The organism is Phosphitispora fastidiosa (genome assembly GCF_019008365.1).
Lineage (GTDB): Bacteria > Bacillota > Thermincolia > Thermincolales > UBA2595 > Phosphitispora > Phosphitispora fastidiosa.
The window spans coordinates 37,511-52,227 of record NZ_JAHHUL010000018.1; the positions used below are offsets into that span (position 1 = coordinate 37,511).

The 14,717-nt window shown below is 48.4% G+C and carries 13 protein-coding genes; 12 read left to right on the top strand and 1 reads right to left on the bottom strand.

Annotated elements, in window-relative coordinates:
• Nucleotides 1-55 precede the first annotated feature (55 nt).
• The 6 genes from Ga0451573_RS14965 to Ga0451573_RS14995 all read left to right on the top strand — a co-directional run bounded on the left by Ga0451573_RS14965 (nucleotide 56) and on the right by Ga0451573_RS14995 (nucleotide 6,387).
• Nucleotides 56-235, top strand: a complete 180-nt coding sequence (locus tag Ga0451573_RS14965) for a hypothetical protein (protein ID WP_231684946.1) — start codon at nucleotides 56-58, stop codon at nucleotides 233-235.
• 368 nt (nucleotides 236-603) lie between these two features.
• Complete coding sequence (gene fdnG / locus Ga0451573_RS14975; protein WP_269438321.1) at nucleotides 604-3,615, top strand: formate dehydrogenase-N subunit alpha; 3,012 nt, start codon at nucleotides 604-606, stop codon at nucleotides 3,613-3,615.
• Nucleotides 3,615-4,409, top strand: coding sequence for a 4Fe-4S dicluster domain-containing protein (locus tag Ga0451573_RS14980; protein ID WP_231684949.1), 795 nt, complete (start codon nucleotides 3,615-3,617; stop codon nucleotides 4,407-4,409). The genes fdnG and Ga0451573_RS14980 overlap by 1 nt, the downstream gene beginning before the upstream one ends.
• Entirely contained in the window at nucleotides 4,402-5,298 is an 897-nt protein-coding gene (gene nrfD, locus Ga0451573_RS14985; protein ID WP_231684950.1) for an NrfD/PsrC family molybdoenzyme membrane anchor subunit, read from the top strand. Before Ga0451573_RS14980 ends, nrfD begins: the two co-directional genes overlap by 8 nt.
• 35 nt (nucleotides 5,299-5,333) lie before the next feature.
• Nucleotides 5,334-6,146, top strand: coding sequence for a formate dehydrogenase accessory protein FdhE (locus tag Ga0451573_RS14990; protein WP_231684951.1), 813 nt, complete (start codon nucleotides 5,334-5,336; stop codon nucleotides 6,144-6,146).
• A 40-nt stretch (nucleotides 6,147-6,186) separates the two neighbouring features.
• Nucleotides 6,187-6,387, top strand: a complete 201-nt coding sequence (locus Ga0451573_RS14995) for a twin-arginine translocase TatA/TatE family subunit (RefSeq protein ID WP_231684952.1) — start codon at nucleotides 6,187-6,189, stop codon at nucleotides 6,385-6,387.
• 411 nt (nucleotides 6,388-6,798) lie between these two features.
• Here the strand turns inward: Ga0451573_RS14995 and Ga0451573_RS15000 are convergent, their stop codons facing one another.
• Nucleotides 6,799-7,986: a pyridoxal phosphate-dependent aminotransferase gene (locus Ga0451573_RS15000; protein ID WP_231684953.1), complete on the bottom strand. Its 1,188-nt coding sequence runs from the start codon at nucleotides 7,984-7,986 to the stop codon at nucleotides 6,799-6,801.
• Nucleotides 7,987-8,159: 173 nt separating this feature from the next.
• Here Ga0451573_RS15000 and Ga0451573_RS15005 point away from each other — a divergent pair, with 173 nt between their 5' ends.
• From Ga0451573_RS15005 to Ga0451573_RS15030, 6 genes are all read left to right on the top strand, one after another.
• Complete coding sequence (locus Ga0451573_RS15005; protein WP_231684954.1) at nucleotides 8,160-8,567, top strand: PaaI family thioesterase; 408 nt, start codon at nucleotides 8,160-8,162, stop codon at nucleotides 8,565-8,567.
• Between the two features lie 410 nt (nucleotides 8,568-8,977).
• Nucleotides 8,978-9,463 carry a hypothetical protein gene (locus Ga0451573_RS15010; RefSeq protein ID WP_231684955.1) on the top strand — a complete coding sequence of 162 codons (486 nt, stop codon included), beginning with the start codon at nucleotides 8,978-8,980 and terminating at the stop codon, nucleotides 9,461-9,463.
• Entirely contained in the window at nucleotides 9,456-10,574 is a 1,119-nt protein-coding gene (locus tag Ga0451573_RS15015; RefSeq protein ID WP_231684956.1) for a YkvI family membrane protein, read from the top strand. Before Ga0451573_RS15010 ends, Ga0451573_RS15015 begins: the two co-directional genes overlap by 8 nt.
• 99 nt (nucleotides 10,575-10,673) lie before the next feature.
• On the top strand, nucleotides 10,674-11,477 hold the full coding sequence (locus Ga0451573_RS15020) for a PepSY domain-containing protein (RefSeq protein WP_231684957.1): 804 nt from the start codon (nucleotides 10,674-10,676) through the stop codon (nucleotides 11,475-11,477).
• 36 nt (nucleotides 11,478-11,513) lie between these two features.
• The gene (locus Ga0451573_RS15025; RefSeq protein WP_231684958.1) at nucleotides 11,514-12,341 is read left to right on the top strand and encodes a carbon-nitrogen hydrolase family protein; all 828 of its coding nucleotides are present in this window, start codon (nucleotides 11,514-11,516) and stop codon (nucleotides 12,339-12,341) included.
• A gap of 128 nt (nucleotides 12,342-12,469) precedes the next feature.
• A complete protein-coding gene (locus tag Ga0451573_RS15030) occupies nucleotides 12,470-14,704 on the top strand; it encodes a diguanylate cyclase (protein ID WP_231684959.1) in 2,235 nt (744 codons plus the stop codon).
• Nucleotides 14,705-14,717: the final 13 nt, after the last annotated feature.

Sequence of the window (14,717 nt, forward strand, 5' to 3'; positions counted from 1 at the left end):
TTAAAAGGTCGATAAGAGTTTTAAAACCCCCTATCATGAAAAGGGAAGGAAGGCCATGAGTATGTTATCCTCAGTTCTTGCGATTGTGATAATTATCTTGATTGGAGCCAGTCTGCTGACTTTATTGGGGATTGTGTTATCACTGGGACACTATGACAAAAAAGAGGTTATTGCCAAATTTGAAAGCGAGCCTGACGATCCTAGCCGGTGGAGCCATTGGCCGGAATGCAGCTAAACGGAACTCGATAGGATGCCCTTGAATTATATATTGAATTATTTGAATGCACCTGTGACAGGATATTTATCCTGTCATTTTTATGTTTGCGAGGCATAAAATTTATCTTTTCCACACATGTATTCACTATCACAAGCTGCGGAAATTAGCTGTAAGTATAATCTTACATGTAAAGAAAACATACACAATAATAGTATTAAGTGATAGTGCCTGAAAATAAAGAGTTTCCACGTTGTGTTTAAAAAAGCATAATGCATACTTTGTGTTCATTTGACGGCAAAATGTGACAAAATTCGGCTGGCATCAAATTTGCATATATAGTGTATGGGGTTCAAAAAACTAATCCATCGGAAGGAGGACTATTTCATTTGCAGATTTCACGAAGAAGCTTTCTCAAATTATCCGGGGCGACCACATTATCAGTTATGCTGGCAGACTTGGGTTTCGACCTTTCACAGGCTTCTGCCCAGGTTCAGGGGTTCAAAATTAAGTCAGCCAAAGCAACTCCAACCATCTGCCCGTACTGCAGTGTGGGCTGCGGTATCCTGATTTACAACGAGAACGGTAAGCTGGTTAATACCGAAGGGGATCCGGATCACCCTATTAATCAGGGGTCACTCTGCAGCAAGGGAGCAGCCGTTTACCAGCTGCATGAAAATGAGAGAAGGCTCAAAAAGCCCCTTTATCGGGCTCCCGGAAGCGACAAATGGGAAGAAAAAGACTGGGAATGGATGATAGAAAAGATAGCTCGGAAAGCAAAAGAGACCAGGGATGCAACTTTTACAGTCAGGGATACAGTAACTGATTCCAAGACCGGACAAGCTCTTGACATAACTGTTAACCGGACTGAGGCGATAGGATGCCTGGGAGGCGCCGCTCTGGACAACGAAGAATGCTATCTGTTGCAAAAACTCATGAGGGGAATGGGCCTGGTATTTATTGAGCACCAGGCGCGTATCTGACACTCTTCCACGGTTGCCGGTCTGGCGCCATCATTTGGAAGAGGGGCAATGACTAATCACTGGATTGATTTAAAAAACACTGATCTCGCTCTGGTTATTGGGGCCAACCCTGCGGAAAACCACCCCATTTCCTTCAAGTGGCTAACCAAAGCCAAAGAGGACAGGGGTGCTAAAATTATCCATGTAGACCCGCGGTTTACCAGGACATCCGCCAAGGCTGATATCTATGCAAAGTTACGTTCAGGCACTGACATAGCCTTCATAGGCGGGATATTTAATTATCTCCTGCAAAATGGCCTCTATAATAAAGAGTATGTCCTGAATTACACTAATGCTCCGCTGCTCACTAATCCCGGTTATCAATTTGCAGACGGTCTCTTCAGCGGATATAACCCGGAAAAGCGGAGTTACACTGTTGATACCTGGAAATACCAGACTGATCCTGAAGGTAAACCCTTAAAGGATATGACTTTAGCCAATCCTTTCTGTGTGCTTAACCTGATGAAAAAGCACTATGAGCGGTACGATATTGACACAGTTTGCAAGGTAACCGGCACACCCAGTGATGTTTACAAAAAGGTTCTGGAAAGTGTTGCTGCCATGGCGGCCCAAGATAAGACCATGACGATTATGTACGCAATGGGAACCACCCAGCATACTGTGGGGTCACAAAATGTGCGCTCCTATGCCATGCTGCAGCTTCTTCTGGGTAATATCGGGCTGCCTGGCGGCGGGGTCAATGCCATGCGCGGTGAATCCAATGTCCAGGGTTCCACTGATATGGCATTACTGTTCCACATCCTGCCTGGATATATCGGGACACCTGCAGCCAAACCTGAGCATGCCACACTCCAGGCTTATAATGAAACAGAAACCCCCAAGACCGGTTACTGGTCCAATAAACCCAAGTTTATGGTAAGCATGCTTAAGGCCTTCTGGGGTAATGCTGCTATTAAAGAAAATGAATTTGGTTATCAATACCTGCCCAAACTGAATGCAACAAAAAACTACTCTCATATAGCGTTGTTTGAGGCTGCTGCCAAAGGTGATCTGAAGGGCTTATTTGCCTTTGGACAGAACCCGGTGGTGGGCGGACCCAATTCAGACCTGGAAGCCAAAGCCCTGGAGAACTTGGACTGGATGGTTGGGGTGGATCTCTGGGAGACTGAGACCGCAGCCTTCTGGAATCGTCCCGGGGCCAAACCGGCTGACATCAAAACTGAGGTGTTCCTCCTGCCGGCGTGTGCTTCCTATGAGAAGGAAGGTACTGTCTCCAACAGCGGGCGCTGGATCCAGTATCGCTGGAAGGGTGTTGAACCGGCGGGTGAATCAAAGGCTGACCTGGATATCATTAATGAATTGGGCAATGTCCTGAAAAAGCTTTATGCAGGTTCAACCAGGCCTGAAGATGCACCAATCCGTGACCTCCTTTGGGATTATGGCCAGGATATGTGTGATATAGACAAGGTATCCCGGGAAATTAACGGTTATAATACCACTACCGGAAAATTGGTTCCAGGGTTTGCCAAACTGATGGATGACGGTTCCACATGCTCCGGAAACTGGATTATGTCAGGAATGTATCCTGAAGAGGGTAAAAATCTAACCCAGAGAAGGGACAACAAGGACACATCAAAAATCGGGACATACCTGAACTGGTCCTTTTCCTGGCCTGCTAACAGGCGGATTATCTATAACAGGTGTTCTGCCGATTTGACCGGCAGGCCGTGGGCAGGTGATAAGGCGGTTATCTGGTGGGATTCCCTCCAGAGCAAGTGGGTCGGTGAAGATGTGCCGGACTTTAATGGTACACTGGCCCCTGCAAGTCCAGGGGGCTGCAACCCGTTTATCATGAAGCCCGAGGGCCTGGGAGGCCTCTCTGGAGTCACTGGAATGAAAGAAGGGCCGTTCCCGGAACACTACGAACCATGGGATACTCCTCTGGAGAAAAACCCCTTCTCAGGACAACTGCTTAACCCTGTTGTCAAGGTATGGCGTCCTGAAGAAATGGGTACTCCTGATAAATTCCCCATAGTGGCTACAACTTACCGGCTTTCCGAGCACTGGCAGGCAGGCGCCATGACCAGAAATGTACCCTGGCTGGCAGAGCTTTTCCCTGACATGTTTGTGGAAATCGGTGAAGACCTGGCCAAAGAAAAAGGAATCAACAATGGTGACATGGTGGTCGTAAAATCTGCCCGGGGAGAAATAAAGTGTTATGCCATGGTCACCAAGCGTTTTGAAGCCTTCGATCTGGGCGGGCGCACGGTTCACCAGGTGGGGCTGCCATGGCATTATGGGTTTAAGGGGATTGCTACAGGCGAGACTGCCAACAAACTCACTCCTCATATCGGTGACGGTAATACCATGATACCTGAATATAAGGCCTTCTTGGTCGACGTAAGGAGGGCTGGCTAATGGCAGAACAAATGGGGTTGCTTATTGATGTCAGCAAGTGCACCGGCTGCCGCGGCTGCCAGGTTGCCTGCAAGCAGTGGAACAACCTGCCGGCAACGGCCACGGCTTTTTCCGGGAGCTATGAAAACCCGCCCCGGATTGAGGGTAATACCTGGACAAGAGTTAAATTTGCCGAGGACAGGCAGAGTGATGGGAGTGTCCGGTTCCTTTTCCGGAAAACCCAGTGCATGCACTGCACTGAGGCCAGCTGTGTGGCCGTATGTGCATCAGGGGCTGCCACCAGAATGGATAACGGAACTATTGTTATTGACCAGGACAAGTGTGTTGGCTGTAAAAACTGTGTTGTCGCCTGTCCCTTCGGCGCTGTCGGATTTGACCCGCAGACAGGGACCAGCAGGAAATGCCGGGCGTGTTATGAAAGGGTTACCAACAACATGCCTCCTGCCTGTGTCAAAACATGCCCACCGGGAGCCCTGCAGTCCGGTAAACGCGAAGATATCCTGGCAGTGGCTGAGAAACGTGTCAGCCAGCTAAAGGCTGCAGGTAAAGAGGCATACATATATGGACAAAAGGAACTGGGCGGCACCGGCGTCGTCTATGTTCTTGATGCTCCTCCAAAAGTATACGGGCTGCCTGAAAACCCAAGGCCTGCCACGGCAAGTGTGGCAAGAAACTGGCTGGGTGTTCTGGCAGGAGCGGGGATTCTGGCTTTTGCACCCTTTAAACTCCTGTTTGGTGATAAAGGGTCAGATGTGGAGAATTCTCCAGGAACGGGGGTGGATGAAAATGCATGAAGTTAACTGGCCGGCGCTAATTGCTGTATACCTGTTCATGGCCGGAGTTGGCACTGCTGCTTTCTATACCGGTGTTCTTGCTGATATATTCAGCAATGGTAAGTACCGGAAATTGGCCAAATACGGAGCATATATCGGTGTACCTCTGATAGTTGGCGGTGTGTTGATGCTGCTTTTCGATCTGGGTAAACCGATGAGTTTTTGGAGGTTTTTGCTGCATTTTAACGCCAGTTCGACAATGTCAATCGGGGTTTGGCTGCTTTCAGCCTTTATAGTACTCGGTGGTCTGAATGCACTGACCTGGCTTGCTGAGGAGAAGTTCGCCGGGAACTCCGGAATCCTGGGAGCCTTTAAGAATAAGGCAGGTCTCAGGAGGTTTACCGGATTGGTTGGGATGCCCGTAGGATTACTTACGGCCGGATATACCGGGGTATTGCTGGCAAGTACATCCTCTGCCCTTTGGAGCAGTACATCCTATTTGGGACTGCTTTTCCTGATTTCGGCGACATCCACCGGAATAGCCGCATTGATGCTGGTATTGGCATGGCGTAAAGAGGACTTTGCTGTAATCCAGAAGCTGGCCAAGGCAGATGCGATGGTAATCGTATTTGAAATGATTGTGTTCTGCCTGCTTATGCTGGCATTGGGTTCAGGCGCCCCTGAAGCTGCAGCGGTAATCCTGAAAGGGAGTTTTTCAGTGGTATTCTGGCTTGGCATCGTAGCCTGCGGCCTGGTAATACCCCTAATTGTGGAAATTTATAACATGTTTTCAGCAAAACTGCACACCGGGAACGATTTTACAGTTCCTGTGGTGGCTTCTGTACTGATTCTGGTGGGTGGATTTTTACTGAGATATGTCTTCCTGTTTGCCGGACAGGTTTCACTCTAATACCCGAACTTTACTGAAAGAAGGTGGGAATTATTATGGGCATCAATGACGTAATAAGCCTGCCCCGGGAAGTTGTTAAGCTTTCCAAGGGCATATGCAGCATTAATGAAGAGGTTCTGAATCAGGCAAGTCTGAAAAACCAGGTATTCTCACCACCGGCCAACTGGGTATGGACAGGGGAACGGCCTGTAATAACTGAAATCAGCCCGTCAGTTGATAATGCCGCAGCCCGCGGGTTGTTCAATCGCCTGCTGGAATTGCTGGCTGCCTGTAAACCTGAATGGACGGGGGATGCCGAAAGACTCAAAGCCCTTGGCGAAGCGGAGTTTTGCGAGCTAGTTGAATGTACCATAAAAGGAGATATGCCAGGTTTCCAGGGGATTACCGGGAGTTTGGGGACCGCTCCGGAAGTGGCTGGATTTATATTGTTTCATACAGTCAGGCCATTCCTGAAGCTTTATTCCGAAGCCGTAAATCCAGTGCTGGATACCGAGCTTTGGATGGAAAGCTTCTGCCCGGTTTGTGGCGGGGCACCTGCTATTGCTAGGGTTGAGAGCGGGGATGGCAGGCGTTACCTGAGGTGCGGCAGCTGTGATACTGAATGGCTTTTCAGGCTGTTAAGCTGCCCGCGGTGTGGTAATGACGACCACAGTTCGCTGGCCTTTCTGAGGATTGAGGAGACTCCGGGCTATGAACTGCACGTTTGCGAGTCCTGCGGCGGGTACATCAAGGCCGTAAATGAAAGAAACGGTGGTGACCGTCAGGTGATGGAGGATGAAACTGCAACCGTTTACCTGGATTTAATTGCAGAACAGAGGGGTTATCGCACTGAGACAGGAAATGCCTGATATTGAGACAGCAAATGCCTGATATAAGGAGGGATAATTCATGCTTGGTCTGGGACTGCCTGAAATAGCTATTATCCTGGTTATAGTGCTGGTCCTTTTTGGGCCCGGCAAACTCCCTGATATTGGAAAAGCCTTTGGTAAGAGTATCAGAGAGTTTAAGAATGCTACCAGTGAACCAGGAGAAATTGCCCGGGAAATTAAAAATGAAGTCAATGGAGTAAAAGAGGTTTTGAATAAGTAAGCAGTGTTTTTTAACAATAAAGTGTAACTTAAACAGGGGTAGAAGTGTTCCTCCGGCAGGCTACATCTCCGCCGGCATCCACTCCCGCTTTGCGGGTTTACCCCAAGGGTACCGCCATCTCTAAGCGCTAAAGCGCCAAGAGCTGCCATGGTGGGCCGGACGGACGACAGACTCTGCCTTCCGGAACACATCTTTTATTTCGCTTTACCGCAGTTCCGCTAAGCGAAGCCACAGACCGGAGCCACGGATGGCGGAGCCGCCATTGAGGCAGCAGCGGAGCCGTTGCCGCTTTAGCGGCTTACGGATTCCGGCGTGCCCCTTGCGGGTAGAGCCGAATTGGCGGTTCCATTTTACCAACGGTCATTTCCAAGAGACTAGTATAAGTGCAGTGTGTTATAACAAAAAGGTTTCCTATGACAGGCCGAACTCTTTGGCCAGTTCCTTAAAGGACGGCAGCGAGTTTAAAATTATCTGCTTATCGATACAATAGGCCATTCGGAAATAGCCCGGTTTACCAAAGCCTGCTCCCGGTACCAGGAGGATATTATATTTCTGGCCGGCCCTGACGAACTCGATGTCATCGGGAATGGGCGACTGTGGAAAGAGGTAGAAGGCGCCTGCCGGTTTAACAATCTTAAAGCCCATTTCAGTGAGGCTGTTATACAAAATATCGCGTTTTTCCTGATAGAGAGCGATGTCCACACTCTCCCTCTGCAGGCCTGTTACCAGATGCTGCATCAGTGCCGGAGCATTTACAAAACCCAGAGTTCTGTTGGCAAAGGTCATTCCCTCCATGACCAGAGAGAGGTTTTTCACCCGGGGGCTTACTGCAAGATAACCGATGCGTTCTCCCGGGAGGGCCAAGTCCTTACTGTGTGAGGTCACAATAATGCTGTTGGCAATGTATTTAAATACATTGGGCACCTTAACCCCGTCATAACTTATTTTGGCATATGGCTCGTCAGAAATGACATAGATTTCTGTCCCCAGTTCCGCCTCTTTTTTCTGCAGCAGTTCCCCCAGATTTTCCAGGGTTGCAGCATCATATACTACCCCGGTGGGGTTGTTGGGGGAGTTAATTATAATCGCCTTGGTACTACTCGTTATAGCTGCCTCAATAGTATCCAGATCAAGCTGAAAGTCATCTTTGGCAGGCGCTGCCTTGACAACTCCGCCGTGGTTGTCTATGTAAAAGTTATATTCCACAAAGTAGGGGGGGATTATGACAACCTCTTCGCCTGGGTTGAGAAGTGTCTTCAGTACGACATTTAATGCACCTCCGGCACCCACTGTCATAACGATGTTTTCTTCGGTAAGGGCCAGGCCTGATTCTTCAGAGATTACCCCGGCAATAGCCCGGCGTGTCCCAGGATAGCCGGCATTGCTCATATAACGGTGCATGCCCTGGGTGGGGCTTAAAGCAGCCTGTTTCAGCGCCTCTTTAAAGGCCTCAGGGGGTTCGATGTCGGGATTACCCAGGGTGAAGTCATAGACCTTTTCCGGCCCGTGTACTTTCCTGAGCTTTTCACCCTCTTCAAACATAGCTCTGATCCATGAGGAACGTTTCAGATTTTCTTCAACTTTTTTTGAGATGCCCAATACGTATACCTCCTTCAATCTTCCTGCGGTTTTTGGCAAAGAAATTAATGTAATTATAGCATAAACTGCAATTTTGTCACAATTGAAATGCAAGTATTAATTGTAAATGGAGGAATAATTGCTTATTAGTAGAATTAAACAAGTATTTATTTTCTTGAGGAGGAATGCTGAATATGGATGGGGTAGAACGGGCAGTACGGAGGATTACTTCAAATGACAGGTTTGCCAGGCTGGTAGGAACAGAGATACAGGAGGTCAGACCGGGATATGCGCGGGTAAGCCTGAAAATAGAGGATAAGCACCTGAACTCCGTAGACATAACTCATGGTTCTGTTGTCTTTACATTAGTAGATATGGCCTTCGCTCTGGCATCCAATTCTCACGGTCAGGTTGCGGTGGCTTTGAATATGAGTATAAATTTCGTGAAGGCCACCGGTACCGGGAATTTCCTTACCGCAGAGGCGACGGAGGATAAACTGACGAACCGCACCGGGCTTTACAGAATAGCCGTAAGTGACGAGACCGGTGAAATTGTCTGTGTGGCCGAAGGGCTGGTTTACAGGAAAAAAGAATCAATTTGAGAGGCGGGTAGACTACCTGTCTCGCTCATTGACAAACCCAATATTTTTTGAAGATTAAATTGTAATATAAACAGGGGTAGATGAATTCCTCCGGCGGGGCCCCCAATCCGTTACCGAAACCCCGGCCTTTCGGGAAGGCCGCCGTTTCGACGGATTGGGGGGACCCCCGACATCTCAACCGGTTACCCAAACCCACCAAGGCGGGTTTGGACTGGTTGACGACAGACACCGCCTTTCGGAACACATCTACCCCTGTCTTATAACATTTTATAGTACAAAATATTGACTTTGTCGACAGCCTGAGGCGGGTAGACTACCCGCCTCTTAAATTTGCGTATAAATAGGTTTGGTAGGAAGAAAAATAGCAGCAGAGGGATGACTGCAGATTATGACAGAAAGGGCATGTGGCTATGTATGGATTGTTCTGGGTTACCCTGTTTATACTATTAATGCTTGCAATGCTGATACTTGTGCCTCGGCGGGCAGTTATCAAGCTGTTTCCGGTCGGCATTATCGGAGGGTTTGGGCAGGCTGTCATCATTATGGGGTTCCTGGTATCGGTTTTTGAAGTCTGGCAGCTGAGATACCACGATTTTTTTGCCTTTGCCGGGATACCTTTGTTTGCAGCCCTGGCGTGGGTTCCGGAAGTAATAATGTTCTCATACTTCATGAAATACCTGGGCAATGACCGGCAGGTTTTTGCTTACCTGGCGGGATTTACCATGCTGGCCGGTTTATCTGTCCACTGGCTTTTCCGGGCCGGTTACCTTGTTTATAACGGTTGGAACAGTATTCTCACACTTCCTGTGGCCTTGCTGGCACACTCAACGATTGCTTACTATATCGTGAAAACTTCCAGGGTATTAGATAAAAGGAGGCAGCATAGTATTGAATGAAGTAAGACACGCTCCAGGAAGTAATACGGAAAATAAGGCCAGGGAAACTCCCGGTTTATCTGTTTTCAAAATTGCAGCAACATATGTCGGCACGGTAGTGGGGGCCGGCTTTGCTTCGGGACAGGAAGTACTGCAGTTTTTCGGGAAGTTCGGTCTGCTGGGTTTTGCCGGGCTGCTGGCCGCAACTGCCATGTTCGGTCTCTTTGGCTGGGCGATACTGGATATGGGCATGAGACTGAGGGCGAAGTCACACCTCGAAATAATAAGACATATCGGGGGACGCTGGATGGGAACCGTGATTGACTATGTGATCACATTTTTCCTCTTTGGCGCTTTTACGGCAATGGCCGCCGGGGCAGGAGCAATTTTTGCCGAGCAGTTCCAATGGCCGGCTGTTATTGGCAGCGCTGTGATGGTAGTCGTCACGGTAGCTACCGTAATGTTGGGACTTAGAGGTGTTATCACCTCCATAAGCATGGTTGTCCCGGTGTTGTTAGCCTCAGTAGTGGGTATGGCTGTGTGGACGCTGATTAATAAGGATTTCTTTGCTAACCCGGTTATCGGCGCGGTTCCCTTTAAAGCAGCGGTGCCCTTCTGGCCTCTGGCGGCGGTGCTGTATGTGTCGTATAATCTGGTAATGGCGGTGGCTGTTCTGGCGCCAACTGGAGCCAGCTATAATCGTCCCGGACTCTTGACAAAGGGAGCTATCCTCGGAGGCATCGGTTTGGGGCTTGGGGCAGCGGCCATTCTTCTGGCTTTGGCTCCCAATCTTCCCACAGCGGGAGGATTTGAAATTCCGATGTTGTATGTGGCCGGAACCCTGGGCCCTGTGTTCAGAACTTTTTACAGCATAGTTCTTCTGGCTGAAATTTATACAACAGCGGTGGGAAGTCTTTATGGTTTTACGGTCAGGCTGGCCCCTGAGGAGAGCCCCAGGGCCAGGTACTATATTATAGGCACTGCTGTTGCTGCATTTCTGGCAAGTCTGCTGGGTTTTTCAACTCTGGTAAGGACAGTTTATCCTGCAGTAGGGTATGCGGGTCTGCTGCTGCTGCTTGGTCTTACTTACGGGCTTATCAGGAGAGGAAAAGGTATCGAAAATCAACCTTGATTATGAAGGAAATGACAGCCCGGTGTTGAATAATTTTATATTAGGAATATTTGTCAAAATAGAATTTTTGACAAACAACTGCCGGGGGGGTCATTAAACTTGTTAAAAAGAATAGTGTTGGTATTAGTCGTGATAGTTTCAGGTTTGCTTACAGGTTATTACTCAGAGCCGGTTTATGACCTGATGTGGTCAGGCCGGGAGAGGATACCTTCGGGGCTCGCAGGTGCAGAAGACCAAAAAGACGGGGCAGACAGTGCAGATGAGAGCGCCTCAAAATATGTTTCTGCTGAAGAAGCTGTCAGCGCGGTGAAGAATGTCCCCTGGGTAAATAACCTGATTCGGGTATCTGAACTCGATGGAACCACACTGACCTTTGAGATAGACCGTGAACCGTCAGATGACTACCCTGTCTGGCTGATTGAGGTCACTGAGAGGTATCCTGACCGGGTTCCGGAAACCAAATATTTTCAGGTTGAAGCCGAGTCTGGCAAGGCCCTTGATATACAGGAAAAGGATATGAAAATCTCAGGCATAGGCCTTGATATGACCCGGAATCAAGCCAAAGAGGCCGGCGGCACTCCCCGAAAAACGCAGCGGAAATGGGATAACTTCGTGCAACAGACATTGAGAACAGATAGTTATGATGGTATGGAAGTTATCTTTGATAAGAATGGTGTTGTGGTCAAAGTGGCTGCATCGGACAGAGGCTGTCCCGGGCCCGGAGGGGTTGAAGTCGGTGATTCCAGGGAAGATGTCATTAGGAAGCTGGGCAAGGCAGGCGCTGTGCAGACTAATTTATGGACTTATAACCTTGTGGACAAAAAGGAATACAAGCTATTACTGGATATTAACAGTGAAGGCCGGGTAATGGCTGTCACTATCAGTTCGGGCCTGCTTGACTAAAGCAGGTTCTGTAGTTTAATACAAGAGGTGAATTCATTGCAGGACAAATGGGTATTAGGGATTATTCAGAGCAAAGTAACCGAAGATAAAGCAAGAAACATAGTCAGGGCCCGGGACATGATCAGGGAAGCTGCAGCCCAGGGCGCAAAAGCAGCAGCCCTTCCGGAGATGTTTAACTGTCCGTATGAAAGCAAGGCATTTCCTTTGTTTGCTGAGTCATATCCTGAAGGGGAAACCATCAGGATGCTTTCAGAAGAGGCGGCAGTAAATAAGATTTATGTATTTGGCGGGTCTATTCCCGAAAAGGATGGTGACTCCATATATAATACGTGTTTTGTTTTCGGGCCTGACGGCAGTCTTCTGGCCAGACACCGGAAAATACACCTTTTTGATGTTGACCTTACCGGGAAACTGAGGTTTAAAGAATCGGACACCCTGGGTGCAGGGAATGAGATAACGGTTGTGAATACATCCCTGGGGAAAATTGGTGTGGGAATCTGCTATGATATTCGTTTTCCGGAACTTGCCAGGCTGATGACTTTACAGGGCGCTGTGCTGATGGTAGTACCTGCCGCTTTTAATATGATTTCAGGTCCGGCCCACTGGGAGCTGTCCATCAGGATGAGAGCGGTTGACAACCAGTTTTACGTTGCCGGAATAGCGCCGGCGAGGAATGAAGCAGCTTCATATGTGGCTTACGGCCACTCCATGGCGGCTGACCCCTGGGGCCAGATAATCGGGGCGCTGCAAGAAAAAGAAGGGGTATTGACCGTTGAAATTGATCCCCAAAAAGCCGCTCAGGTACGCAGGGAGTTTCCCCTCCTGAAGCATCGCCGGCCAGATATTTATGATAGCAGAGGGTAGTATTAAGGCGTATAATAACAATTACTACTATAGGTAAAAAGAGGATATAGTCGTAAAGAATAGAAATAGAACGTATTATAAGATGTAATGTGAAGTGTTTTTGTGAAGTGCCAGTGGGGGGAGAGACCATGGCTTTCAAAAAAATGAACCAGGCTTTGTTTAAGTTGGCAAACCGGTTGGAATATAAATATTCCATAGGGCTAAGGACGAAGATCTTTATCCCTTTCTTTATTGTTACTTTTTCTATTATTGCCGCTATTTCTTATTATGCCATGAACCTGGTGGATACCAAAATAGAAGAAATGCAGCAGGAAAAGGCTTATGGCGTTTTGACTGGGACTGTCGAAAATTTCAGGAATGAGACCGCTAACCTTGAAGCCTATGTCCGGCTGCTGGCAGATTCTCCGGAACTGGAAAAGGCAGTGGCCGGGAATAACAGGAAATTGCTTTATGAACTGCTGGCCCCTGCCAAGTACTATTCCGGACATCAGAAAATACAGGTTTTTGACCGGAATAAAAAAATCATAGTTGAATTGTTCAATCGGGCATCAGAAGGTAATTTAGCTGAAGGCCGCCTTCTCAACCGCGCTATAGAGGGAGTTACCGGTTCGGATTTTGGTGTCACCGGGAACGGTCTGGAACTTTATGCAGCCTCACCTATTCATTTTGATCCCACCAGCTATGGGTTGAAAGTCCCTATTGGCGCTCTGGTGGTTGACCGTCATATTAGTGATCCGGAGCTTGCGGAAATTAAGGACAGGTCTGGCGTGGAAATTAATATATTTCATGCCGGTAAGCTGACGGCTTCAACTCTTAGCCGGGAGACCCGTGCCGAAATCATGCCTCAGCTGATTGCTTCAATGGAAGATGGTGATTTCCGGGTTGTGGTTTCCGGAGACCGGAATGAGTATCTCAACGCCTGGGAGGAAATTGGTGATGACGGCAAAATTTCCGTAATGGTGCCAAATGAATATCTGCTTGCAGCCAAGGTGGAATTATCACATGATATTATAAGAATTACGATTGCAGCCGGGGTCCTGATTTTCTTAAGCAGTTTCCTGCTGGCAGAGTTAATCCTCAGGCCGCTGACGAATATGCTGACAGTAACAACTGCGATCACCAATGGAGATTTAAGCAGGAGAATCAGGGTATTCACCGGGGACGAACTGGGGCAGCTTGGCAAGGCAATAAACTTTATGGCTGATAAGATTAAGGCCAGGCTCGATGAGGCTGAATTGCTGGCCACCGTAGACGGTTTAGCGGAATTATATAATCACCGGTATTTTCAGCAGCGCCTCAGGGAGGAATTAAACCGCGCCGAGCGTTTCAAGTATCCCCTTTCCCTGGTAATGATGGATATTGACTATTTTAAAAAATATAATGACAGCCAGGGCCATCCGGCCGGCGACAAGGTCATTCAGGTTCTGGGGAAGATTATCAAGAGGAATATCAGGGGTGTGGATATTGCCGCCAGATACGGGGGGGAGGAATTTGCCATCATTTTGATTGATACCGTTCCTGAAGCGGCTTATTCCGTGTGTGAGCGCATCAGGCAGGAAGTAGAAAGCTTCCCCTTTGAAGGTCGGGATAATCAGCCTGACGGCGTTTTAAGTATTTCCGCCGGGATAGCTGCGGTGCCGGTTAATGCCACCAGGCAGGATGACCTGATAAAAATGGCTGATGATGCTCTTTACAAGGCCAAAAACACCAATAGGAACAGGGTGGTTCTCTATTATTCGGTATTGGATGAACTTAAGCGTGTGGCTAATGAAGCCGAACATGAGCGTATTAATACCATTAAAACGTTTATATCGATGATAAATTCAAAGGATAAGTATACTTATGGACATTCAGAAAGGGTAGCCAGGTATGCGCTCCTTATTGCAGAGGCCATGGATCTGGATGAGTCCACACTAAAAACAATAAAGATTGGCGCCTACCTGCATGACATTGGCAAGATTGAGATAGACAGAGAGCTGTTAAATAAAACCGGCCAACTATCCCGGGATGAATTGGGATTACTGCAGCGCCACCCGGAATGGGGAGCTGAGATAGTAAAATCCGTCGCTTCCCTGGTTGAAGCTGCCCCCTTGGTCTTATACCATCATGAGAGTTTTAACGGAGGTGGTTATCCCGCGGGGCTTGCCGGAGAAGAGATTCCACTGTCTGCCAGGATTCTCAAGGTAGCTGACAGTTTTGATGCTATGACCTCCTTACGTCCGTACCAGAAAAAAAGGACTTTTCAGCAGGCAAGGGAGGAAATGGTCAGGTGTTCCGGGACGGATTTTGACCCCGCCATTGTGGAGGCGTTTTTGCGGATTCTGGAAAATATCGATTTCGATGCATCCAGAATGATCTCCTGAGAGAGGGGTATGT

Coding starts and splice junctions, on each gene's coding strand:
- Ga0451573_RS14965 (WP_231684946.1), top strand. CDS start 56: ATGAGTATGTTATCCTCAGTTCTTGCGATTGTGATAATTATCTTGATT.
- Ga0451573_RS14980 (WP_231684949.1), top strand. CDS start 3,615: ATGGCAGAACAAATGGGGTTGCTTATTGATGTCAGCAAGTGCACCGGC.
- nrfD (WP_231684950.1), top strand. CDS start 4,402: ATGCATGAAGTTAACTGGCCGGCGCTAATTGCTGTATACCTGTTCATG.
- Ga0451573_RS14990 (WP_231684951.1), top strand. CDS start 5,334: ATGGGCATCAATGACGTAATAAGCCTGCCCCGGGAAGTTGTTAAGCTT.
- Ga0451573_RS14995 (WP_231684952.1), top strand. CDS start 6,187: ATGCTTGGTCTGGGACTGCCTGAAATAGCTATTATCCTGGTTATAGTG.
- Ga0451573_RS15005 (WP_231684954.1), top strand. CDS start 8,160: ATGGATGGGGTAGAACGGGCAGTACGGAGGATTACTTCAAATGACAGG.
- Ga0451573_RS15010 (WP_231684955.1), top strand. CDS start 8,978: ATGTATGGATTGTTCTGGGTTACCCTGTTTATACTATTAATGCTTGCA.
- Ga0451573_RS15030 (WP_231684959.1), top strand. CDS start 12,470: ATGGCTTTCAAAAAAATGAACCAGGCTTTGTTTAAGTTGGCAAACCGG.